This window comes from Mycobacterium kubicae, from assembly GCF_015689175.1.
In the GTDB taxonomy this organism is placed as follows: domain Bacteria; phylum Actinomycetota; class Actinomycetes; order Mycobacteriales; family Mycobacteriaceae; genus Mycobacterium; species Mycobacterium kubicae.
The window spans coordinates 958586-981325 of record NZ_CP065047.1; the positions used below are offsets into that span (position 1 = coordinate 958586).

At 69.6% G+C, this 22740-nt stretch carries 22 protein-coding genes; 10 read left to right on the forward strand and 12 right to left on the reverse strand.

What is annotated here, in order from left to right; genetic code table 11:
* Positions 1 to 426 precede the first annotated feature (426 nt).
* From I2456_RS04500 to I2456_RS04510, 3 genes are read left to right on the forward strand one after another with little or no spacing between them, the layout of a single operon-like run.
* Complete coding sequence (locus I2456_RS04500) at positions 427 to 2283, forward strand: DUF7159 family protein (RefSeq protein ID WP_241007862.1); 1857 nt, start codon at positions 427 to 429, stop codon at positions 2281 to 2283.
* A gap of 35 nt (positions 2284 to 2318) precedes the next feature.
* Entirely contained in the window at positions 2319 to 2975 is a 657-nt protein-coding gene (locus I2456_RS04505; RefSeq protein WP_068022875.1) for a glycosyltransferase family 2 protein, read from the forward strand.
* Entirely contained in the window at positions 2972 to 3640 is a 669-nt protein-coding gene (locus I2456_RS04510) for a TIGR04282 family arsenosugar biosynthesis glycosyltransferase (protein ID WP_068157158.1), read from the forward strand. The genes I2456_RS04505 and I2456_RS04510 overlap by 4 nt, the downstream gene beginning before the upstream one ends.
* On the opposite strand, the gene I2456_RS04515 is transcribed toward I2456_RS04510, so the two are convergent.
* From I2456_RS04515 to fadD8, 12 genes are all read right to left on the reverse strand, one after another.
* Entirely contained in the window at positions 3618 to 4805 is a 1188-nt protein-coding gene (locus I2456_RS04515; protein WP_241007945.1) for an APC family permease, read from the reverse strand. The two genes, I2456_RS04510 and I2456_RS04515, sit on opposite strands and share 23 nt — an antisense overlap.
* Before the next feature lie 71 nt (positions 4806 to 4876).
* Positions 4877 to 6229 (reverse strand): hypothetical protein, encoded by a 1353-nt coding sequence (locus I2456_RS04520; RefSeq protein WP_085075089.1) that lies wholly within the window; start codon positions 6227 to 6229, stop codon positions 4877 to 4879.
* Between the two features lie 11 nt (positions 6230 to 6240).
* Positions 6241 to 7317, reverse strand: a complete 1077-nt coding sequence (menE, locus tag I2456_RS04525; protein WP_241007946.1) for an o-succinylbenzoate--CoA ligase — start codon at positions 7315 to 7317, stop codon at positions 6241 to 6243.
* A 68-nt stretch (positions 7318 to 7385) separates the two neighbouring features.
* The gene (locus I2456_RS04530; protein ID WP_067411599.1) at positions 7386 to 7682 is read right to left on the reverse strand and encodes a DUF3349 domain-containing protein; all 297 of its coding nucleotides are present in this window, start codon (positions 7680 to 7682) and stop codon (positions 7386 to 7388) included.
* Between the two features lie 61 nt (positions 7683 to 7743).
* A complete protein-coding gene (locus tag I2456_RS04535; RefSeq protein ID WP_068157167.1) occupies positions 7744 to 8034 on the reverse strand; it encodes a hypothetical protein in 291 nt (96 codons plus the stop codon).
* Entirely contained in the window at positions 8031 to 9287 is a 1257-nt protein-coding gene (locus tag I2456_RS04540) for an inorganic phosphate transporter (RefSeq protein ID WP_085075009.1), read from the reverse strand. Before I2456_RS04540 ends, I2456_RS04535 begins: the two co-directional genes overlap by 4 nt.
* A 118-nt stretch (positions 9288 to 9405) precedes the next feature.
* The gene (locus I2456_RS04545; RefSeq protein WP_068157170.1) at positions 9406 to 9792 is read right to left on the reverse strand and encodes a VOC family protein; all 387 of its coding nucleotides are present in this window, start codon (positions 9790 to 9792) and stop codon (positions 9406 to 9408) included.
* A 44-nt stretch (positions 9793 to 9836) separates the two neighbouring features.
* Positions 9837 to 10718 carry an SDR family oxidoreductase gene (locus I2456_RS04550; protein ID WP_085075008.1) on the reverse strand — a complete coding sequence of 294 codons (882 nt, stop codon included), beginning with the start codon at positions 10716 to 10718 and terminating at the stop codon, positions 9837 to 9839.
* Between the two features lie 54 nt (positions 10719 to 10772).
* Positions 10773 to 11675 (reverse strand): 1,4-dihydroxy-2-naphthoyl-CoA synthase, encoded by a 903-nt coding sequence (locus I2456_RS04555; protein ID WP_068022213.1) that lies wholly within the window; start codon positions 11673 to 11675, stop codon positions 10773 to 10775.
* Positions 11672 to 12358 (reverse strand): hypothetical protein, encoded by a 687-nt coding sequence (locus I2456_RS04560; protein WP_085075007.1) that lies wholly within the window; start codon positions 12356 to 12358, stop codon positions 11672 to 11674. Before I2456_RS04560 ends, I2456_RS04555 begins: the two co-directional genes overlap by 4 nt.
* Before the next feature lie 4 nt (positions 12359 to 12362).
* Positions 12363 to 12812, reverse strand: coding sequence for a nitroreductase family deazaflavin-dependent oxidoreductase (locus tag I2456_RS04565; protein ID WP_068157177.1), 450 nt, complete (start codon positions 12810 to 12812; stop codon positions 12363 to 12365).
* A gap of 90 nt (positions 12813 to 12902) precedes the next feature.
* Positions 12903 to 14504, reverse strand: a complete 1602-nt coding sequence (gene fadD8 / locus I2456_RS04570; protein ID WP_085075006.1) for a fatty-acid--CoA ligase FadD8 — start codon at positions 14502 to 14504, stop codon at positions 12903 to 12905.
* Positions 14505 to 14581: 77 nt separating this feature from the next.
* On the opposite strand from fadD8, the gene I2456_RS04575 reads away from it, so the two are divergent.
* The 7 genes from I2456_RS04575 to I2456_RS04605 all read left to right on the forward strand — a co-directional run bounded on the left by I2456_RS04575 (position 14582) and on the right by I2456_RS04605 (position 22539).
* Positions 14582 to 16186, forward strand: a complete 1605-nt coding sequence (locus I2456_RS04575; RefSeq protein WP_085075005.1) for an amidohydrolase — start codon at positions 14582 to 14584, stop codon at positions 16184 to 16186.
* Between the two features lie 50 nt (positions 16187 to 16236).
* Positions 16237 to 17163 carry an o-succinylbenzoate synthase gene (locus I2456_RS04580; protein ID WP_241007947.1) on the forward strand — a complete coding sequence of 309 codons (927 nt, stop codon included), beginning with the start codon at positions 16237 to 16239 and terminating at the stop codon, positions 17161 to 17163.
* Positions 17160 to 17948: an alpha/beta fold hydrolase gene (locus I2456_RS04585; RefSeq protein ID WP_085075003.1), complete on the forward strand. Its 789-nt coding sequence runs from the start codon at positions 17160 to 17162 to the stop codon at positions 17946 to 17948. Before I2456_RS04580 ends, I2456_RS04585 begins: the two co-directional genes overlap by 4 nt.
* A 45-nt stretch (positions 17949 to 17993) precedes the next feature.
* Positions 17994 to 19643 (forward strand): 2-succinyl-5-enolpyruvyl-6-hydroxy-3-cyclohexene-1-carboxylic-acid synthase, encoded by a 1650-nt coding sequence (menD, locus tag I2456_RS04590; protein WP_085075002.1) that lies wholly within the window; start codon positions 17994 to 17996, stop codon positions 19641 to 19643.
* A complete protein-coding gene (locus I2456_RS04595) occupies positions 19640 to 20128 on the forward strand; it encodes a DUF3592 domain-containing protein (RefSeq protein WP_371869908.1) in 489 nt (162 codons plus the stop codon). Before menD ends, I2456_RS04595 begins: the two co-directional genes overlap by 4 nt.
* A 61-nt stretch (positions 20129 to 20189) precedes the next feature.
* The gene (locus tag I2456_RS04600; protein ID WP_085075001.1) at positions 20190 to 21332 is read left to right on the forward strand and encodes a glycosyltransferase family 4 protein; all 1143 of its coding nucleotides are present in this window, start codon (positions 20190 to 20192) and stop codon (positions 21330 to 21332) included.
* A gap of 124 nt (positions 21333 to 21456) precedes the next feature.
* Entirely contained in the window at positions 21457 to 22539 is a 1083-nt protein-coding gene (locus I2456_RS04605) for an IS110 family RNA-guided transposase (RefSeq protein WP_170291478.1), read from the forward strand.
* The last annotated feature ends 201 nt before the right edge of the window (positions 22540 to 22740 follow it).

Here is a 22740-nt window from a genome sequence, read left to right on the forward strand (position 1 = left end):
GACCCGGGAACGAGAGATGACCGGATCCCGGGCCCCCCGGGCCGGGCGGCGCTTGCTGGGCTCGCGCACCGGTGATGGGGCCGGTCGGTGTGTCGTCGCTGTTCACGCTCACAATGTCCCCCGGGTTCCAAGGTCGGTTGCTGGTCGCGCAGGTTTGGTGCCACCGCGAGGGAACCCCCTGCCGGGTCCGCTGCGTTGATCGATTGCGAACATATTCTCCGTTCGGAAGACGCGGCAGTGGCTGTGAGCAGGCTATGAAGACGATCAGCTTCCTCAATGACCGTCCCCGCTGGTCGGGAATCCCGGTTACGCTGCGCTCATAGGGGAACCTTTGTCGCCCGAATGACGAATATTGCTGACGGTATCGAAGTGTAATGATGCCGGGACATTGCTGGTTGCGGGGTAGCCGGCCGAAGGAGAGCCGTAATGGACGTCGTTTTGGGGGTCGCGGTCACCGGCCAAGTTGCGCGCTTGGCCATGGTGGATGCTGCCGCCCGCGGTGAAGGTGTCATTGACCAGTCGTCGGTCGACCTTGCCGACCGCCCGGTCCAGGCGCTGACCGAGACAGTGGTAGGCACCAACCGGTTGCTGGCCGACGAGAATCACCGGCTGGTCGCCACCCGGTTGATCTGGACCGACCACGCCAAGGCCGACGAGCTGCGCCAGGCGCTGGACTCGTCCGGGGTGCCCGATGTGGAGGTGCTTTCGGAGTCGGAGGCGGCTACGGCGCTGCTGGGGACGGCGGGCGCCGGATCGGCGGTGCTGCTGGTCGGCGACGAGACGGCGAGCCTGGCGATGGCGGGCGCCGACGGCAGCTCCGTCGATGCTCCGCCGACCATGCTGGCCGCCGCGCCGCACGGCACCGACGCCACCTCCACGTTCGACACCCTGATGGCGCGCATCCCCGAGGAGACCAGCAGTCCTGACCAGGTGGTCGTGGTCGGCTCGTCGGCCGAGCAGACCCAGATGTTCGCCAACCAGCTCAGCAGCGGCGATCAGACCATGCAGGTCCAGGTCCCCGACGACCCGACCTTCGCGCTGGCCCGCGGCGCGGCGTTGGCCGCCGCGACGGCCGCTCACCCGGTGCTGCCCGCCGATGCCACCATGGCCGCACCGGCCGCGCCGATCGACGCGACAATGGCCGCAGGGGCCGTTCCGCTGGACGCGACCATGTCCGCACCGGCCGTCGGTCCCGACGCGACGACCTACCTGCCGCCCGCGCAGGGAGCGCCCACCTCCGGCGATGAGCAGCTGGCGTACTCCCAGGCCGGCGACTACGAGTTGCTTCCGGTCGAGCCGATGGACGGCTTCGACGAATACGAGGAATACGACGATCCGGCCGACGACGAGGTCGCCGGCGACCGCCCGGAGCGACTGAACCGCCGGTCGTTGCTGATCGGCAACGCTGTCGTGGCGTTCGCGGTCGTTGGGTTCGCCTCCCTGGCGGTCGCCGTGGCGGTCACCGTCCGGCCCACCGCCGCGTCGCAGCCGGTGGAGGGCCACCAGAACGCCCAACCCGGCAAGTTCATGCCGCTGCTGCCGACCCAACAGCAGGCGCCGGTGCCGCCGCCCCCGCCTGAGGCGCCCAACGCCGGATTCCAGGGCGGAACCATCCCGGTCCAGAATGTGCTGCCCGGTCAGGGCGTCGTGCCCGGAACCGGCGGCGGTGTGCCGGCCGCGCCGGCCCCGGCCGCCCCGGCACCCATCCCGGCGCCGGTCGCCCCGCCCGTGGTCCCGGTCCCCGCGCCGCTGCCGGTCCCGATCTTCATCCCGCCGTATCCGGGCTGGCAGCCGGGCATGCCGACGTACGGCCCATACCCGACGTATCCGACCCCGCCGACGCCGACGACGACGATTCCGACCACGCCGCCGACGACTCCGCCCACCACGCCGGTGACGACGAAGCCGAGCACCCCGGACACCACGGCGCCGACGACGCCGGTGACCACCCAGCCGGTGACGCCGAAGACCACCACGGTGGCCCCGACGACGGAGGCGCCGACCGTGGCGCCGACGACCGCGGCGCCCAAGCCGACGCAGGCGCCGACCCAGCAGACGCAGGTGCCGACACAGGCGCCCACGCAGCAGACGGTGGCCCCCAAGCCGCCGACGCAGCAGCAGCAGACCGTGGCGCCCAAACCGCCCACGCAGCAGCAGACCATCGCCCCCAGGCCGGTAGAGCCGGCGCCCAGGCTGCCGTCCGGCGGCGGTGGGACCGGCGGGGGTAGCGGCGGCGGCAGTGGCGGCGGTCGCGGCGGCGGGGGACACTTCCCCGGCTTCTGACCGCGGTCTAGCGGAGCCCCCTAGAGTCGGTGGGCGTGCCCGACGATGTCGTGACGGTGGTGTTGCCCTGCCTCAACGAGGAGGAGTCGCTGCCTGCGGTGCTGGCCGCGATTCCGCCCGGCTACCGGGCTCTGGTGGTGGACAACAACAGCACCGATGACACCGCGGCGGTGGCCGCCCGGCACGGCGCTCGAGTCGTCGCCGAACCGCGGCCCGGGTACGGCTCGGCGGTGCACGCCGGCGTGGTCGCCGCGAGCACACCGGTCGTCGCGGTCATCGATGCCGACGGTTCGATGGACCCGGCGGACCTGCCCCGGCTGGTCGCCGCGCTCGATCAAGGCGCCGACCTGGTGATCGGGCGGCGCCGGCCGGTGCCGGGGCTGCACTGGCCGTGGGTGGCGCGGGTGGGGACGGTCGTGATGAGTTGGCGGCTGCGCACCCGCCACGGCCTGCCGGTGCATGACATCGCACCGATGCGGGTGGCCCGGCGTCAAGCGCTGCTGGACCTCGGCGTCACCGATCGGCGGTCGGGGTATCCGCTGGAATTGCTGGTGCGCGCCGCCGCGGCGAACTGGCGGGTGGTCGAACTCGACGTCAGCTACGGCCCACGCACCGGCGGCAAATCGAAGGTGAGCGGATCTCTGCGGGGCAGCGTCATCGCCATTCTGGACTTCTGGAAGGTGATTTCGTGACGCTGCCGGTCACCGTGCTGGTGGTGGCCAAGGCGCCCGAGCCCGGGCTGGCCAAGACCCGGTTGGCCGCAACCGTCGGCGAGCGGGTCGCCGCGGAGATCGCCGCGGCAGCGTTGCTGGACACCCTGGACGCCGTCGCCGCCGCCCCGGTGGCGGCGCGGGTGGTGGCGCTGACCGGGGACCTGGACAATGCGGCCGGGGCCGCCGAAATCCGGCGGCGCCTGCAAGCGTTCACCGTGATCGCGCAGCGTGGCGACGACTTCGCCGATCGGCTGGCCAATGCCCACGCCGACGCCGCCGACGGCCCGGCGGGGCACCCGGTGCTGCAGATCGGGATGGACACCCCGCAGGTGACCGCCGACCTGATGGGCGACTGCGCGGCGTTGTTGCTCGAGTCACCGGCGGTACTGGGCTTGGCCGCCGACGGCGGGTGGTGGGTGCTGGGGGTACAGACGCCGGCCGCGGCCGACTGCCTGCGCGGTGTTCCGATGTCCGTGCCGGAAACCGGAGAGTTGACGCTCAAGGCGTTGCGCGACAACGGGGTTGGGGTGGTCACCGTGCGGCAGCTGGCCGACGTGGACGTCGTCGCCGACGTCGCGGTGGTACGCGCCGCGTGCGCGCCCGGCAGTCGTTTCGCCCGCGTCACCCGCGCCGCTGGGCTCTGAGACCACGCGCCCAGCGCCCGAGCAGCCCCACGGCGAACACGGCCAGTCCCGCCACCACCGATGTCCACGGCAACGTCGCGACCAGCACCAGGCAACCGATCAACCCAGCGACACTGAGCCCGCGTAGCCAGCCGCGGGCGGGCAGGGTGTAGGCGGCGGCGTTGGCGATCGCGTAATAGATCAACACCCCGAACGACGAGAAGCCGATCACCCCACGCAGATCGACCGTGGCCGCCAGCACACACACGACCACCGCCAGCGCGATCTCCGCGTGGTGGGGCACCTGATAGCGCGGATGGACCGCGGCCAGCCAGCCGGGCAGATCCCGGTGGCGGGCCATGGCCAGGGCGGTGCGACCGACCCCGGCAATCAGCGCCAGCAGCGCGCCCATGCTGGCCAGCGCCCCACCCACGGCGACCGCCGGCAGCAGCGACGACGCATCCACCGCGCGCAACGCCTCGGCCAGCGGGGCCGTCGCACCGGCCAGTCGCTTGGGCCCGGCGGCCAGCAGCACCGCCACCCCGACCACCAGGTAGACCGCCACGGCAATGGCCAACGCAATCCCGATCGCCCGGGGGATGGTGCGGGCCGGTTCGCGCACTTCCTCGCCCATCGTCGCGATCCGCGCGTAACCGGCGAACGCGAAGAACAACAGCCCGGCTGACTGCAACACCCCATATCCCGTGACGCTCGACCAATCGCCGGTCAGGTGCGACGTTCCGGGCCGGTCGGCGGCGATGCCGATGACCACCACGGCCAGCGCGATAAGCGTGCACGCCACCAGAATTCGCGCCAGCATCGCCGTCTTGGTGACACCGCGGTAGTTCAGCGCGGTCAGCACCACCACGGCCCCCACGGCCACAGCGCGCTGCGCCCACTGCGGTCCGGCGACGGTGTAGGACGCCAGCGTCAGCGCCATCGCCGCACAGGACGCGGTCTTGCCGATCACGAAGCCCCACCCGGCGATGAAGCCCCACCACGGCCCCAGACGCTCCCGCCCGTAGATGTAGGTGCCACCGGACGTCGGGTAGCGCGCGGCCAATCGCGCTGAGGCGGTGGCGTTGCAGTACGCGATCGCCGCGGCGAGTACCAACCCGATGAGCAGGCCGACACCGGCGGCTTGGGCGGCGGGACCGAAGGCCGCGAACACCCCGGCGCCCATCATCGAACCCAGCCCGATCACCACCGCGTCGGTGGTGCCGAGTCGACGTGCCAGGACCGGTTTGTCCACGTTGCCTACCAATTCGTGAAGATGACGCTGTTGAGGAGCACTGCTCCGGCGGCGTTGACCGCCAATGCCGGGCGATGCCACCGCGGCGGCAACAGCGCCGGCGCGGCAGTCAGCCAAACGGTGAACGGCAACCAGATGCGTTCGGTTTCGGCCTTGCTCAGCATGCTGAGGTCGGCCGCGACGATAGCGGCGAGCATCGCCAGCAGCACCAGATAGAACCCCGAGCGCCGCCGAATGGCATCCGGATCGAACAATCGGCTGATTCCGGCCACGCTGCCCAGTCCCACGGCGCACACCGTGCACGCCAGATTCGCCCACGCCCAGTACCGAAACGGCCGGTCTTTGGCGATGCCCTGCCAATAGCGTTGCTGGACAAGGTGGTAGCCGTCGAACCAGAAGAACCCGGCGACGGCGAAGGCGACCGCCACCGCCAGCGCGGTGACTACCGCTGGCCCCAGGGCGCGCAGCGCGCTGCGCCAACGCGGCGCCGACACCAGCACCGCCAGCGCCGGCAGGCCTGTCAGCAGCAGCCCGTAGCTCAAGAACACGCCCCACCCGAGCAGCAGGCCCGCCGCGGCCGCAGCCAGGGCCGGGAAACGAACCGCCCCGTGCACCCCGAGCGCCAGCAGGGCGATACCCCAGGCCGCCACACCGGCGAAATATCCGTCTGCCGACACCGCGACCCAGATCGCCGTCGGGGCCACCGCCACAAACGGCGCCACCCGCCGCGCCACCTGCTCGTCGGCCAACGCCCGCACCGCGACCACCACCGCCGCAGCCGCGCTGGAACCCACCAGCAAGCACAGCAACCCGGCCCAGGCTCCGCCGCGCAGCCCCAGCCGATCCAGCCACACGAACGTCAGCACCGCACCGGGCGGATGCCCGGACACGTGCGTCACCCACGAGTTGGGTTGGAAGTCGAGGATCCGGCTGGCGAAGGTCCGCAAGGTGGCCGGGATGTCGGAGATGCCGGGGACCGCAAACAGGTATTCGTCGCGGGTGGTCAACCGGCCGGCGAAGCCGCGCTGCCAACCGTCGATCATGGCCAGCGAGAATGCCCACGCGCACGCGCCACCCCAGCTGGCGAGGGTCACCATTCGCCACGAAAGGCGTTGCGCGACAACGGTTCCCCATGCCACGGCGGCAACGGCAATGGCGACTGCGGCGACTGTGCCCCAGCTGGCGTGCAGGTCCCAATAGCCGAAGATCGGCGCGGCGCCGGGCCGCGTGCCGAACCGCTCCAGACCGGTGTCGGAGCGCGGTTCGAGGCCGATGTGCAACCGGGGCAGGACGGCGGCCGCGGCCACCAGGACAACTCCGGCTGCGACGGCCGCCGCTTCCCGGCGCGCGATCCTCACGGTCACCGAGCCTAGAGAGTGGGTCCGCTGAACCGGCGCACCAGCGCCCCGCGGTCGACCTTGCCGATGCCGCGACGCGGGAGTTCGTCGACGATTTGGAGCTCACGAGGTGCGGCCGTGGCGTCCAGGCGCGCGGCGACGTGGGCGCGCAGCTCCTCGAGGGTCGGTGCGGGGCGTCCCGGGCGGACCACCACCGCCGCGACCACCCGCTGACCGAGTCGGTCGTCGGCGAGCCCGAACACCGCGCACTCGGCCACCGCGGGGTGGCTGTGCAGCGCGGTTTCCACCGGGCCGGGCAGGACGGTCAACCCGCCGGTGCTGATGGCGTCGTCGGCGCGGCCCAGCACGGTCAAGACGCCCGAATCATCCAGGGTGCCAATGTCGTCGGTGTGAAACCAGCCGGGCTCGGCGAACGGGTCCGGGTTGACGGGGTTGCGGTAGCCCTTGGCCAACATCGGCCCGCCGATCGCGATCCGGCCGTCGGCGCCGATGCGCAACCGCACACCGTCCAGCGGTACTCCGTCGTAGACGCAGCCGCCGGCCGTCTCACTCATGCCGTAGGTGCGCACGACGGCGATGCCGGCGGCCGCGGCGGCGTCCAGTACCGGCCGGGGTGCCGGCCCGCCGCCGAGCAGTACGCCGTCCAGGTCGGCCAACGCCGCCGTCGCGGCGGGGTCGGCGAGTGCCTTGGCCAGCTGCGCGGCGACCAGCGCGGTGTAGCGCCGGCCTGAGCCCAATCGCGCTATCGCATTGGGCAATTCGGCGACGTCGAAGCCGGCGGAGACGTCCATGTCGACCGGCGTGGTACCGGCGATGGCGCTGCGCACCAAGACCTGCAGCCCGGCGATGTGGTAGGGCGGGACCGCCAACAGCCAGGTGCCCGGTCCGCCGAGTCGGTGGTGGGTGGCGGCGGCGCTGGCCGTCAGCGCGGCCGCGGTCAACAGCGCGCCCTTAGGGGTGCCGGTGGTGCCCGATGTCGTCACCACCAGCGCCACGTCGTCGTCGATCTCCGCCCCCACCCGCAACGCCGGTGGAGGTTGCTGACCTTCGGGCAGCGCCAGCAGCGCGGATTCACGCCCGTCGAGCACCCGTTCCAGAGCCGGCAACAGCAGCGAGGTGGCCGAGCCCGGTGGGACGCTCAGCGCCCGCAGAGTGGCTATGTGTGGTCCTCACGGGCGTCGTCGAGCGGCCAGCCCTTGGTGGCCAACCGCGTGCGCACCCGCTCGATGTCCTCCGGCGCCGGAAGCTCGTCGGTGAACTGGGTGATGACCACGCCGATGTCGATCTGGTCGAATTCGCCGCGCTTCATCAATTCGTTGGCGACGGCCTTGACCTCGTCGTTGGTCAGGCGACGCGCCAGCAGAGCCAACACCGCAAAGGAGTCGGTGGGCGGCACTCCTTCGGGATATCCCGCGCGCAACCACGAGACAATCGAAGAGAGAAATCGATTCACGTCGTTACAACTTCCCGTCGGAGCCGTCGACAAACTCTATGCCAACGATATGTATTCGACGTTACTTGGGTTTGGCTCCGAGGAACGCCCAGCCGGTGTGGTGTGCGATGAAGTCGCGGGCGATGTAGAGCACGCCGAGCACGATCACCGCGAGCACGATCGCGTAGATCGTCCAGGCGATCGCCAGTAACAGCGGATTGCGCTGTGGCGCAGCGCCGTCGGCGTGCGCGTCGCCGGCGCCCGCGGCCTGGAACCGGACGCCCGCGGCGAACATGGCGGGCAGCGCGGCGCCGGCGAGCAGGCTGAACAGCAGGATCTTGAGGGTCGCCTCGTAGTTGAACCAGTCGTTCATGAAGGGTTACCCGCCTTGATCGCGTCGTCGGGGCCTAACCGGGGCTGCGCCGGCCCGGATCCGTTGCTGCCGTTCGTCGAGCCGGGTCCGTGGTCCATCGTCGTCGCCGATGGTTTGTCCAGTCCGGCGGTCAGGTCACCTTCCCACTGGGCGTTGACGTTGTTGTGGTCGACCTTGACCTTGCGCGAGCGCAGGTAGATGGCGGCGGAAACGGCGACCAGCAGCGAGAATCCGACGATCGCGCCGGGGTATCCGCCGATCAGGTGCACGATCCAGTAGGTGATCGCGCCGACCAGCCCGGACAGCGGCAAGGTGACCAGCCAGGCGGTCGCCATCCGGCCCGCCACGCCCCAGCGCACCTCGCCGCCGGGCTTGCCCACCCCGCTGCCGAGCACCGAACCGGTGCAGACCTGCGTCGTGGACAGCGCGTAGCCGAAGTGGGCCGAGAGCAAGATGACCGCGGCAGAAGAGGATTCCGCGGCCATGCCTTGCGGCGGCTGGATCTCCACCAGCCCCTTGCCCAGGGTGCGGATGATCCGCCAGCCGCCCAGGTAGGTGCCCAACGCCATGGCCAGCGCACAGCACACGATCACCCACAGCGGCGGCATGGAGGAGGTGCGGCTGACCGCCCCGTAGGACATCAGCGCCAGGAAGATGACGCCCATCGTCTTCTGCGCGTCGTTGGTCCCGTGGGCCAACGAGACCAGCGACGCCGAGCCGATCTGGCCGCGCCGGAAGCCGTTGGCCGTGCGCGCCGGACGGACCCCGCGGGTGATGCGGTAGACAGTCCAGGTGGCGACGGCGCCGACGGCGATGGCCAGTATCGCGGCGATGATCGCCGGGATGATCACCTTGGAGATCACGCCTTTCCAGATCACCCCGTGTCCGCCGACGGCGGCGATGGTGGCGCCGACGATGCCGCCGATCAGCGCGTGCGAGGAACTCGAGGGGATACCCAGCAACCACGTCAGCAAATTCCAGACGATGCCGCCGACCAAGCCGGCGAACACCAGCTCCAGCGTCACGATGTTTCCGTCGATCAGCCCCTTGGCGATGGTGGCCGCGACGGCCGTGGACAGGAACGCACCGACCAGGTTCAGCACCGCCGACAGCGCCACCGCCACTTTGGGCTGCAGCGCACCGCTGGCGATGGAGGTCGCCATGGCGTTGCCGGTGTCATGAAAGCCGTTGGTGAAGTCGAACGCGAGCGCCGTAATGACGACGATGATCAAGAGGAACAAGTCGATGTTCACAGGCCATGATTCTGGTGGTAGGGGTATTCCGTTGTCGAACAGAGAACTAGGCGAAAAGCAGGTATACCGAGAGTCGTCGCCAGATGTTACCTGTCAGTTCACCTTGGGTTCGCTCCGTTCACTGGCGGGTGTCCGTGCGCAACGGATGGCCCGGGGGTATCTGGATGAAAATCAGGGTGACGCCGTCGGGGTCGACCACGTGCATCTCGTGCAGACCCCACGGTTCTTGACGCGCTTCCCGGGCGATCGCCACGCCCCGGCTACGCAACTCTGACTGGGTCGCCTCGAGGTCACGCACCTGCAACCACAGCGCCCCGGGAAACGGGCCGCGGGAGTGGTCCGGCTCGCCGTATCCGGCGAGCTCCAGCAAAGACTGTCCCGCGAAAAAAACGGTGCCCGCGCCGTATTCGCGGGCGATCGCCAGACCGATCTCGTCGCGGTAGAAGCGCATCGAACGCTCGTAGTCCGCCGGCCGAAGCAGCATCCGGCTGGCCAGGATCTCCATGGCCTCGTGTCTACCACGTCGGCCGCGGCGACCGGCTGGAACGGCTAACCGTTGCGCCGGCTGCCGCGCTGCATGAAAGCGTTGACCCAGCGGGGCCCGACGTTGTCGAGCGCCCGGGCGGCCAAAGCGATCCGGGGTGCGATTCGTACCGGCCGGGTGCGAGCAGCCGTCACCATCCACTCACCGGCTTCTTCCGACGTCAGGGCGGGCATCCCCTGGTAGGCCTTGGTCGGCGCGATCATCGGCGTGGCGACCAGCGGGTAGTACAGCGTGGTGGAGTGCACACCCCGGTGGCCCCACTCGGTTTCGATGATCCGGCTCACCGAGGACAGCGCGGACTTGGACGCGTTGTAGACGGAGAACAGCGGGGAAGCCTCCGAGAGCACCCCCCAGGTCGCGACATTGATGATGTGGCCGTCACCGCGCTCGAGCATTCCCGGGGCCAGCCCGCGGATCAGCCGCAACGGGGCGTAGTAGTTGAGCACCATGGTGCGCTCGACGTCGTGCCAGCGTTCCAGCGACTCGGCCAGCGGCCGCCGGATGGACCGGCCGGCGTTGTTGATCAGAATGTCCACCCCGCCGATGCGGTCGTGCACCTCGCCCACCAATGCATCGACGGCGTCCATGTCGGAGATGTCGCAGGGCAGCGATATCGCCGCGCCGCCCGCTGTGGTGATCCGGTCGGCGACCGCGTCCAGCAGGTCCTTGCGGCGGGCGACGACGACGACGGTGGCGCCCAGGCTTGCCAGCTGTCCGGCCGCGGCCTCGCCGATGCCCGAAGAGGCGCCGGTGAGCAGGATGCGCTTGCCGGCAAGGTCGACCGGTTTGATCGCGGGCCGGTTGAGCAGGAGCTGCGGTGCCACCGGCGGCCGCATGCCGGCCAGTACGAATTGTTCGGTGACCCGGCGAAGTGGACTTTTACTCACAACGGGAGTCTAGGGAGGCGTCTGTTGTGCCAAGCGTCACGCTCGGGCCGGGGGTCAGAAGTAGCGGGGGAAGGGGCTCCAATCCGGGGGCCGCTTCTCCAGGAAGGCGTCGCGGCCCTCGACGGCCTCGTCGGTCATATAGGCCAGCCGGGTCGCCTCGCCGGCGAACAGTTGCTGACCCACCAACCCGTCGTCGAGCAAATTGAACGCGAACTTCAGCATCCGCTGGGCCTGCGGGGATTTGGCGTTGATCTCCGCTGCCCACTGCACCCCTTCGGTCTCCAGCTGCGCGTGCTCGACGACGGCGTTGACCGCGCCCATCTGGTGCATCTGCTCGGCGGTATAGGGCCGGCCCAGAAAGAAGATTTCCCGGGCGAACTTCTGGCCGACCTGGCGGGCCAGATACGCGCTGCCGTAGCCGCCGTCGAAGCTGCCGACGTCGGCGTCGGTCTGCTTGAAGCGGGCATGCTCGCGGCTGGCCAGGGTGAGGTCGCAGACCACGTGCAGGCTGTGCCCGCCGCCGGCGGCCCACCCGTTGACCAGACAGATCACCACCTTGGGCATGAACCGGATCAGCCGCTGCACTTCCAGGATGTGCAATCGGCCCGCGCGGGCCGCGTCGACGGTGTCGGCGGTGTCGCCACTGGCGTACTGATAGCCGCTGCGGCCGCGGATGCGTTGGTCGCCGCCGGAACAGAACGCCCACCCACCGTCTTTGGGCGACGGCCCGTTACCGGTCAGCAGGACCACCCCGACGTCGGGGGACATGCGGGCGTGGTCGAGCACCCGGTAGAGCTCGTCGACGGTGTGCGGCCGAAACGCGTTGCGCACCTCGGGCCGGTCGAACGCCACCCGTACCGTGGCGTCGCTGACGTGGCGGTGGTAGGTGATGTCGGTCAGGTCGTCGAACCCGTCGACTCGTCGCCATTCGTCGGGGTGAAAGGGGCTGTCGCTCAACGTTCTTGGACTCCGTCCTGAGTAATGGTGAGGTCCCCGCAACTGATCGTCTGCGCGGAGGTGACCACCGGGTCCGCCGCCGAGGTCGCCGTCAGGGTGTCCGAGCGCCCGGTCGACGCCTGCAGGCCGGCGAGGTCGATCTCGGTGCGGCGCACCGTCCATTGGCCCGAGTCGTCGAGCGCCTGCAGGCCGACCAGCCGGCGGCCGTCGCCCAGGTCGCTGCAGCCCACCCCGGTGCCGCTGCCGCGCAGGTTCTGCAGGTCGAACAGGAACGGCTTGCCGTATTGGTTGTCGACGACGGTCTGCAGGCGGCAGTCGGTGTACTCGTACAAGCGGGCGCCGCGACCGTCGCTGACGATCACCTGATGCCGGCCATTCTCCTGAGCGTCGATTGCCAACGCGCTCAAGGGTATCGGGCTCGCCGTTGCCACCTGGACGTCGCTGTTGGTGCCGCTGGCGGTGCTGACGCCGACCACGCGCGTCACGGCGCCGGCCTGCTGCACCCGGCCGATCCACAGGGTGTCCGGCGAGCCGTCGCCATCGAGATCCGCCACCTGCCGTTCGGCCGCGTCCGGTGGGGGCGGGGCGCCACCTGCCGGGCATTGCGGGGCGGCCGCCGACCGCGGCGCCCACGGGAGGCAGGCGGCCAGCAGTAGCGGCACGACCAGCAGGACGCTGCGCATCGGGCTAGATCGGGTCGAACCGGAAGACGGCGCACCGCCCGGCCAGTGCTTCGAATTCCTCGGGGCGCCCGTCCTTGACCAGTCCGGACCGCTTCATGAAACCCACTCCGGTGGGCACCTCGGTCGGGAACGCCCGCAGCAGCGGCTTGGCTTCCTCGGCGGACAGTTCCACCATCCGGACGCGTTCCTTGGTGCGGCCTCTGGTCAGCGTGACTTCGCTTGCGGCTCTGGCGTTTTTGACCCAGTCGGCGCCGGGGAAGCCGCCCACGACGTACCGTTTGCCGTCCACCGTCATCGGCGTCACCGGCGTGGACCGCGGGGCGCCGGTCTTGCGGCCGGGCACGGTCAGGACCACGGGGCTTTCCCCGCCGAAGTTCAGGCCCAGCTTCGACATCTGGATGAACACTTTGTTCGCCGGCTTGAGCCACCACGGCGGTCGGATCCGTTCAGCCATGCCTGCCACAGTAGTCACTCCGGCCGAGCGTGAAGCCAGCCTCACGTTCGGCGCCGAGCGTGCGGCCAGCCTCACGTTCGTGGGCCGTGACTAGCCGACGGCGCGCCCGGCGCCTTCCCAGAACTGTGCCCGCACCGCCTTCTTGTCCGGCTTGCCCAACCCGGTCAACGGCAACGAGTCGACGACCACCACCCGCTTGGGTGACTGCACCGAGCCCTTGCGGTCCTTGACCGAGGCCTGGATCTCGGCGGTCATGGCCTCGATCGCGGCGTCGTCGCGCGGGGCGTCGGAGCGCAGCACCACCACGGCGGTGACGGCTTCGCCCCACTTGTCGTCCGGCGTGCCGACCACGCACACCTGCGCCACCGCGGGGTGTTCGGCGACCACGTCTTCCACCTCGCGGGGGAACACGTTGAAACCGCCGGTGACGATCATGTCCTTGACCCGGTCGACGATGTAATAGAAGCCGTCTTCGTCCTCGCGGGCCATGTCACCGGTGTGCAGCCAGCCGTCTTTGAAAGTCTCCGCGGTCGCCTCCGGCAGATTCCAGTAGCCGCCGGCCAACAGCGGTCCGCTGACACAGATTTCGCCCGGCTCGCCCTGCGGCACCGGGTTGCCGTCCTCGGCCAGCAGGGCCACCCGCGCGAACAGGGTGGGCCGTCCGCAGGAGGTCAGCCGCTTCTCGTCGTGATCGGCCTTGGCCAGGTAGGTGATCACCATCGGCGCCTCGGACTGGCCGTAGTACTGGGCGAAGATCGGCCCGAAGCGGCGGATCGCCTCGGCCAGCCGCACCGGGTTGATCGCCGAAGCGCCGTAGTACACCGTCTCCAGCGACGACAGGTCGCGGGTGTGCGAGTCGGGGTGGTCCATCAGCGCGTAGAGCATCGACGGCACCAGCATGGTGGCCGTAATCCGTTGCTCCTCAATGACCCTGAGCACCTCGGCCGGGTCGAACTTGGCCAGCACGATCATCTCGCCGCCCTTGACCAGCGTGGGCGTGAAGAACGCCGCGCCCGCGTGCGACAGCGGCGTACACATCAGGAAACGCGGGTGCTCCGGCCACTCCCACTCGGCGAGCTGGATCTGAGTCATCGTCGCGATGTTCCCGGTGGTGCCGATGACACCCTTGGGCTTTCCGGTGGTGCCGCCGGTATAGGTCAGGCCGCCGACGTGGTTGGGCGGCAGGTCCGCGACGGTGATCGGCCGCGGCGAGTACTTGGCCGCCTCCGCCGACACGTCCACTGCCACACCGTTCAGAGCCTGCGGCACCGGCCCGATGGTCAGGATCTGCTTGAGCGAGTCCACTTTCTCCAGCAGCCCCAGCGCGCGCTCGACGAACATCGGGTTGGGGTCGATGATCAGCGCGGTGGCCCCGGCGTCGGAGAGCACGTAGGCGTGATCGTCCAGCGAGCCCAGCGGGTGCAGGGCGGTGCGCCGATAGCCCTGGGTCTGGCTGGCGCCCAGGATCATCAGCACCTCGGGGCGGTTGAGGGAGAGCAGGCCGACCGTGACGCCGGTGCCTGCGCCCAGTGCTTCGAACGCCTGGATGTACTGGCTGATCCGCTCGGCCAGCTGACCGCCGGTCAGCGTCGTGTCGCCGAGGAACAGCACCGGCCTGTTCTTGTGGCGCTTGAGCGCGCCCACCAGCAGATGTCCGTTATGGGTCGGATTGCGCAACAGCTCGTCACTCATGTGCACAGACTAGAACGTGTTGCAATTCTCGTCAGGTGCACCCTCGTGCACGGCGTCCATCAGTAGGCTTTCGGTCCATGGCCGCCGCAGATGTCGTCATCACCGGAACCATCTTGACCGTCGACGACGCCCGGCCCACGGCCGACGCCATCGCGATCGCCGACGGCCGGATCGTCGCCGTCGGTGACCGCGCCGACGTCCAACCCCACCTCGGCCCGCACACCCAAGTCGTCGACGTCGGTGACGGGTGCGTCATGCCGGGATTCATTGAGGCACACGGCCATCCGCTGATGGAGGCCATCGCCCTGTCGGACCGCATCGTCGACATCCGCCCCGTCACCATGCGCGACGCCGGCGACGTGGTCCAGGCCATCCGGCGTGAGACCGCCCAGCGCGGCACCTCCGGGGCCTACCTCAACGGCTGGGATCCGCTGCTGCAAATCGGACTTCCCGAGCCGACGCTGGCCTGGCTCGACGACATCGCCCCGGACGGGCCCCTGGTCATCCTGCACAACTCCGGACACAAAGCCTTCTTCAATTCCCACGCCGCCCGTCGCAGCGGCCTGACCCGAGACACACCCGACCCGAAGGGCGCAAGGTACGGCCACGACGCCGACGGGGAACTCGACGGCACCGCCGAAGAAACCGGTGCCGTCTTCCCGCTGCTGCGCGGTGCCATCCAACCCAGCGACTACCCGGCGATGCTGCTCGCCGAATGCGCCCGCCTCAACCGCGCCGGCTTGACCACCTGCTCGGAGATGGCGTTCGACCCGTCGTTTCGGCCCCTGGTCGAGCAACTGCGCGACCGACTGACGGTCCGGCTGCGCACCTACGAAATCTCCAACACCGAGATGTCCACCGACGCCACACCCGGCCAAGGTGACGACATGCTGCGCCAGGTGGGCATCAAGATCTGGGTCGACGGGTCCCCGTGGATCGGCAACATCGCGCTGTCTTTCCCGTATCTGGACACCGAGGCCACCCGCACCATCGGGGTGACCCCCGGCTCGTGCGGCTGCGCCAACTACACCGCCGAGCAGCTGACCGAAATCGTGGATGCCTACTTCCCGCGCGGCTGGCAGATGGCCTGCCATGTCCAGGGCGACGCCGGCGTCGACACCATCCTCGATGTGTACGAGCAAGCGCTGCAATGCAATCCGCGTGAGGATCACCGGCTGCGGCTGGAACACGTGGGCGCCATCCGCCCCGAGCAACTGCGCCGGGCCGTCGAACTGGGCGTCACCTGCAGCATCTTCGTCGACCAGATCCACTACTGGGGCGACGTCATCGTCGACGGCCTGTTCGGACCCGAGCGCGGATCCCGTTGGATGCCGGCCGGATCGGCGGTGGCCGCCGGCATGCGCATCTCCTTGCACAACGACCCGCCGGTCACCCCGGAGGAGCCGCTGCGCAACATCAGCGTCGCCGCCACCCGCACCGCACCCAGCGGGCGAGTGCTCGCCCCCGAAGAGCGACTGACCGTCGAGCAGGCGATCCGCGCCCAAACCATCGACGCCGCTTGGCAATTGCAAGCCGACGACGTGATCGGCTCGCTGGAGGTCGGCAAATACGCCGACCTGGTGGTGCTGTCGGCCGACCCGCGAACGGTGCCGGCCGAACAGATCGCCGATCTGCAGGTACGCGCGACCTATCTGGCAGGCCGGCAGGTCTACGCGCAGTGACTCCGACGCTGGACGACCTGCTGGAGCGCCTGCACGTCGTGGCGCTGCCCATGCGGGTGCGCTTTCGCGGCATCACCACCCGGGAAGTCGCGCTGATCGACGGGCCGGCGGGCTGGGGTGAATTCGGCGCCTTCCCGGAGTACGGTCCGGCCGAGGCCGCGCACTGGCTGGCCTCGGCCGTCGAGGCCGCCTACCGGCCCCCGCCGCCGGTGCGTCGCGACCGCATCCCCATCAACGCCACCGTCCCGGCCGTCACCGCCGCCCAAGTGCCCGACGTGCTGGCCCGCTTCCCCGGCGCCGGCACCGCCAAGGTCAAGGTCGCCGAACCCGGGCAGACCCTGGCCGAGGACGTCGAACGGGTCGGCGCCGTGCGGCAATTGGTGGCGACCGTGCGGGTGGACGCCAACGGCGGCTGGACCGTCGACCAGGCGGTGCAGGCCGCGATCGCGCTGACCGCCGACGGGCCGCTGGAATACCTCGAACAACCCTGTGCCAGCGTCGCCGAACTGGCCGAACTGCGCCGGCGCCCGGAGCTGCCGGACGTGCCGATCGCCGCCGACGAAAGCATCCGTAAGGCGCAGGACCCGCTGGCCGTGGTCCGCGCCGGCGCCGCCGACGTCGCGGTGCTCAAAGTGGCTCCGCTGGGCGGGATTTCGCCGCTGCTCGCGATCGCCGAGCAGATCGACATCCCGGTGGTCATCTCCAGCGCCCTGGACTCGGCGGTCGGCATCGGCCGGGGGCTGCTGGCCGCCGCGGCGTTGCCCGATCTGCACCACGCCTGCGGGCTGGGCACCGGCGGCCTGTTCGTCGACGACGTCGCCCCGCCCGTCGTCCCGGAAGGCGGCACCCTGCCGGTGGGCCCGATCGCGCCCGAGGCCGCGCGCCTGAGGGCGCTCGCGGCGCCCCCGCTGCGGCGCCAGTGGTGGATCGACCGGGTCAAGGACTGCTACCCGCTGCTTGTACCGTCGTTCGGGTGATCAACCTGGCTTATGACGACAAGGGAACCGGTGCGCCGGTTGTCTTTATCGCCGGCCGCGGCGGTGCCGGACGCACCTGGCAGCTACACCAAGTGCCGGCTTTCCTGGACGCCGGATACCGCTGCATCACCTTCGACAACCGCGGCATCGGCGCCACCGAGAACGCCGAGGGCTTCACCACCCAGACGATGGTCAACGACACCGCCGCCTTGATCGAATCCCTCGACATCGCGCCGGCGCGGGTGGTCGGGGTGTCGATGGGCTCGTTCATCGCCCAGGAATTGATGGTGGTCCGACCCGAACTGGTCAGCTCCGCGGTGCTGATGGCGACCCGCGGCCGGCTGGACCGCTCCCGGCAGTTCTTCCACCAGGCCGAGGCCGATCTCGACGCCGCCCGGGTGCAGCTGCCGCCCACCTACGACGCGAAGAACCGGTTGCTGGAGAACTTCTCCCGCAAGACCCTCAACGACGACGCCGCCGTCGCCGACTGGATCGCCATGTTCAGCATGTGGCCCACCAAGCTCACCCCGGGGTTCCGCGCCCAGCTGGACGTGTCCCCGCAGACCAACCGCCTGCCGGCCTACCGCAATATCGCCGCGCCGGTGCTGGTCATGGGCTTCTCCGACGACGTGGTGACGCCGCCCTACCTGGGCCGCGAAGTTGCCGACGCGCTGCCCAACGGTCGCTTCCTGCAAATACCCGACGCCGGCCATCTCGGGTTCTTGGAGCGGCCGCAGGCGGTCAACACCGCGGCGCTGAAATTCTTCGCCAGTGTGGCCGCCTGACCCAGACGATATGGCCGTGTTGGCCGGTTGTGCCACTCTGGACAGATGAACCCCTCGACGACACAGGCCCGCGTCGTCGTCGACGAACTGATCCGCGGCGGCGTCCGCGACGTGGTGCTGTGCCCGGGCTCCCGCAACGCGCCGCTGGCGTTCGCCCTGCAGGACGCAGACCGGGCCGGCCGCCTGCGCCTGCATGTGCGCATCGACGAACGCACCGCCGGCTATCTGGCCATCGGGCTGGCCATCGGAGCCGACGCGCCGGTGTGTGTCGCGATGACCTCGGGGACCGCCGTGGCAAACCTCGGACCCGCCGTGGTGGAGGCCAACTATGCCCGCGTGCCGCTGATCGTGCTCTCGGCCAACCGGCCCTACGAATTGCTGGGCACCGGCGCCAACCAGACCATGGAACAGCTCGGCTACTTCGGCTCCCAGGTCCGCGCCACCATCAGCCTGGGCCTGGCCGAGGACGCTGTCGAACGGTTGCCCGCGCTGAACGCGACCTGGCGGTCGGCCACGTGCCGAGTGTTGGTGGCGGCCATGGGTTCTCGTACCGCCAACGCCGGCCCGGTGCAGTTCGACATCCCGCTGCGCGAACCGTTGGTGCCCGGCCCCGAACCGCACGGTGCCGCCGTCCCGCCGGGACGCCCCGACGGCAAGCCGTGGACCTACACCCCGCCGGTCACCTTCGACCAGCCGCTGGACATCGACCTGTCGCCGGACACCGTCGTCATCGCCGGGCACGGCGCCGGCGTGCACCCCAACCTGGCGGAGTTGCCGACGGTCGCCGAACCAACCGCGCCGGCACCGCAGACTCCGCTGCACCCGCTGGCGCTGCCGCTGCTGCGGCCCCAACAGGTGATCATGCTGGGTCGGCCCACCCTGCACCGTCCGGTATCCAAGCTGCTCGCCGACTCCGAGCTGCCGGTGTACGCGCTGACCACGGGCCCGCGCTGGCCCGACGTCTCGGGCAACTCCCAGGCCACCGGGACCCGTGCCGTCACCTCGGGTGCACCGAACCCGGCGTGGCTGCAGCGTTGCGCCGAACTCAACCGGCACGCGGTCGCCGCGGTACGCGGCCAACTCGCCGCGCATCCGCTCACCACCGGACTGCACGTGGCCGCGGCCGTCGCCGACGGGCTGCGACCCGGCGACCAGCTGGTGCTCGGCGCGTCCAACCCGGTCCGCGACGCTGCGCTGGTCGGCCTGAACAACCCCAGGGTCAAGGTCCGATCCAACCGCGGGGTGGCCGGTATCGACGGCACCGTGTCCACCGCCATCGGCGCGGCCCTGGCCCACGAGCGCACCGGTGACTCGGAGCACCCGCCGCGCACCATCGCGCTGATCGGCGATCTGACCTTCGTCCACGACAGCTCGGGCTTGTTGATCGGTCCCACCGAACCCATCCCGCGCGACTTGACCATCGTGGTCTCCAACGACAACGGCGGTGGCATCTTCGAACTGCTCGAGCAGGGTGACCCGCGCTTCTCCGATGTGTCCCAGCGCATCTTCGGCACCCCGCATGACGTGGACGTCGGCGCGCTGTGTCGCGCCTACCACGTGGAGAGCCGACAGATCGAGGTCGACGAACTACCCACCGCTTTCGACGAACGCGGCGCCGGCCTACGGGTGCTGGAGGTCAAGGCCGACCGCTCCTCGCTGCGCCAGCTGCACGCGTCCATCAAGGCCGCTTTGTGACATCGGTAAAAAGGCTGTGGCGCATCCTCATTCACGGAACCAGCGAGGAGATGCCACAAACCCGCTCGCGGATCGTGGTGCGCTGGGTGCGCATCGCGGTGTTGATCGTGACGGTCCTGGTCACCTTGCAGTCGGTGCTGCTGGTGGCCGGGGCCTGGCGCAACGACTTGGCCATCGACCGCAACATGGGCGTCGCGCAGGCCGAGGTGCTCAGCGCCGGACCGCGACGTTCCACCATCGAGTTCGTCACCCCCGATCGCGTCACCTACCGGCCCGAACTCGGTGTGCTGTATCCCTCCGAGCTGGCGACCGGGATGCGGATCTACGTCGAATACAACAAGAGAGACCCCAACCTGGTTCGCGTGCAGCACCGCAACGCCGGGCTGTCGATCATCCCCGCCGGGTCGATCGCGGTGGTGGCCTGGCTGACGGCCGCGATCGCGCTGGTGGGACTGGCGCTGCTGGATAAGCGGCTGACGCGTTGATTTCGCGCCGCGTACGCCGCGCGGCAACCTCCGCGACAGGCGACGCTGAAACCGTGGGGGCGTGCGCGTTGCGATTGTCGCCGAATCCTTCCTCCCGCAGGTCAACGGCGTCAGTAACTCGGTGGTCCGGGTGCTCGAGCACCTGCGACGCACCGGGCATGAAGCCCTCGTCATCGCCCCCGACGCGCCGCCGGGGGAGCCGCGCGCCGACCGCCTGCACGACGGGGTCCGGGTTCACCGCACCCCGTCGCGGATGTTCCCGAAGGTCACCACGCTCCCGCTGGGGGTGCCCACCCCGCGACTGCTCGGCGTGCTGCGCGGCTTCGATCCCGACGTCATGCATCTGGCGTCCCCGGCGCTGCTCGGCTACGGCGGCGTGCGCGCCGCGCGCCGCCTCGGGGTGCCGACGGTAGCGGTCTATCAGACCGACGTACCGGGATTCGCCGCGAGCTACGGCATCGGCGTGACGACGCGCGCGGCGTGGGCGTGGTTTCGCCATCTGCACAACCTCGCCGACCGCAATTTGGCGCCTTCCACTCCGACAATGGAAGTCCTTGCCGCCCAACGTATCCCGCGCCTGCATCGCTGGGGCCGCGGCGTCGACCTGATTCGGTATGTGCCGTCGGCCCGCGATGAAGCGCTGCGGCAGCACTGGTCGCCGCAGGGCAAGCCGATCGTCGGTTTCGTCGGCCGGCTGGCCCCGGAGAAGCACGTGGAACGACTCGCGGTGCTGGCGGCCCGGGATGCGGTGCAGCTGGTCATCGTCGGTGACGGTGTCGATCAGCGCAAACTCCAAAAGGCCATGCCCAACGCCGTTTTCACCGGCGCGCTATACGGCCAGGAACTGGCCACCGCCTACGCCAGCATGGACGTCTTCGTCCACCCCGGGGAACACGAGACCTTCTGCCAGGTGGTGCAGGAGGCGCTGGCGTCGGGGTTGCCGGTGATCGCACCGGACGCGGGCGGCCCGCGCGACCTCGTCACCCCGCAACGCACCGGGTTGTTGTTGCCGGTCGCCGAATTCGAGGCGCGCCTTCCGGCCGCGGTCGACCATTTGATCGCTCAACGCCACCGGTATTCGGTAGCGGCGCGTCGTAGCGTGCTGGGCCGCAGCTGGTCGGCTATCTGCGACGAGCTACTCGGCCACTACGACGCCGTGGTCAGCGAGCCCCGGCGCACCGGCATGTTGCGCCGCTACGCCTAGCCGGCTAGACGGTATGGAGGCTGACTCGAGGCCGAAGGCCTCGGGCTGCAATCGGACGTGGGTTGCCGGTGTCGGGTGAACACTCGCACGGGTAGAGCCACAGTTGCAGATCAGGAGGCCTCCGGTGAGTTTCAACGGTACGAGTGTCGGGTTGGACGTGCACGCGCTTTCGGTGGTTGCTCATGCCGTCGATGAACAGACGGGTCGAGTCGAACGGGCGCGGTTGTGTCCTGATCACGGTGAGATCTTGGATTGGTTGCACCGGTTGCGAGGCCCGGTGCGAGTGGCCTATGAGGCCGGGCCAACGGGGTTTGGTCTGGCACGAGCTCTAGCGGATGCCCAGATCGACTGCGTGGTCGCCGCGCCATCGAAGCTGATCCGCCCGGCCGGGGATCGGGTCAAGACCGATGCTCGTGATGCTGCGCATCTGACCAGGTTGCTGCGGTTGGATGAGATCACTGCGGTTACGGTGCCCGACGTTGAGGTCGAGGCGGTGCGAGATTTGGTTCGTGCTCGCGAGGACGCCCGTGCGGATCTGATGCGTGTTCGGCACCGGTTGTCGAAGCTGTTGCTGCGCCAAGGCCGGGTCTACTCAGGTGGTCAGGCCTGGACCGGAGTGCACGAAACGTGGCTTAGGCGCCAACGATTCGACGATGTCCACACCGCGGCGGCGTTTGATCATCACTTTGACGCGGTGCTCACCGCTACCGCGGCCAGGAACCGTCTCGACGAGCAGATCGTCATGGTCGCGGCCTCACCGCGCTGGGCCGATCCGGTCAACCGGCTGGGCTGCCTACGCGGGATCTCGGCGTTGACTGGTCTGGCCTTAGCCGTAGAAATCGGGGACTGGACCCGATTCACCGGTGCCTCGATCGGCGCCTACGTCGGTCTGGTGCCCACCGAGTACTCCTCGGGGACTTCACGGGTCCAGGGTTCGATCACCAAGGCTGGCAACGCCCACGTCCGCAGACTGCTGATCGAATCGGCCTGGCACCACCGCGCCGGCTACCGCACCCCCGGTCCGACGATGCGGGCCCGATGGGCCAAGGTCGACCCAGCGCTCAAGGACCGCGGGCACGCCGGAAACCGCCGTTTACATCAGCAGTGGTGCCGGTTCAATGAGCGCAAGAAGCCCCACGTCGTGGCCAACGTCGCGGTCGCTCGTCAACTGGCCGGTTGGTGTTGGTCGCTGGCCACGCTGACATAAGCGCAGCCGCCCGAAGCTTGATCGGAGTCAGCCGGTCGGCGGTGAGGTAGGCGAACTGGACCTGCGTTACAGCTATGAGCAACAACAGCATTCGACCAATGCTGATGTGACGCCCGCCCCTAGAAAGCAGCCACCGTTCGCGCCGAACCATCGTCTTGCGGTACCCAACCCGCGTATATCAGTCTGACACCACCGTCGTTG

Coding starts and splice junctions, on each gene's coding strand:
- I2456_RS04500 (WP_241007862.1), top strand. CDS start 427: ATGGACGTCGTTTTGGGGGTCGCGGTCACCGGCCAAGTTGCGCGCTTG.
- I2456_RS04515 (WP_241007945.1), bottom strand. CDS start 4,805: ATGATGGGCGCCGGGGTGTTCGCGGCCTTCGGTCCCGCCGCCCAAGCC.
- I2456_RS04535 (WP_068157167.1), bottom strand. CDS start 8,034: ATGAACGACTGGTTCAACTACGAGGCGACCCTCAAGATCCTGCTGTTC.
- I2456_RS04545 (WP_068157170.1), bottom strand. CDS start 9,792: ATGGAGATCCTGGCCAGCCGGATGCTGCTTCGGCCGGCGGACTACGAG.
- I2456_RS04560 (WP_085075007.1), bottom strand. CDS start 12,358: ATGCGCAGCGTCCTGCTGGTCGTGCCGCTACTGCTGGCCGCCTGCCTC.
- I2456_RS04565 (WP_068157177.1), bottom strand. CDS start 12,812: ATGGCTGAACGGATCCGACCGCCGTGGTGGCTCAAGCCGGCGAACAAA.
- fadD8 (WP_085075006.1), bottom strand. CDS start 14,504: ATGAGTGACGAGCTGTTGCGCAATCCGACCCATAACGGACATCTGCTG.
- I2456_RS04575 (WP_085075005.1), top strand. CDS start 14,582: ATGGCCGCCGCAGATGTCGTCATCACCGGAACCATCTTGACCGTCGAC.
- I2456_RS04580 (WP_241007947.1), top strand. CDS start 16,237: ATGCGGGTGCGCTTTCGCGGCATCACCACCCGGGAAGTCGCGCTGATC.
- menD (WP_085075002.1), top strand. CDS start 17,994: ATGAACCCCTCGACGACACAGGCCCGCGTCGTCGTCGACGAACTGATC.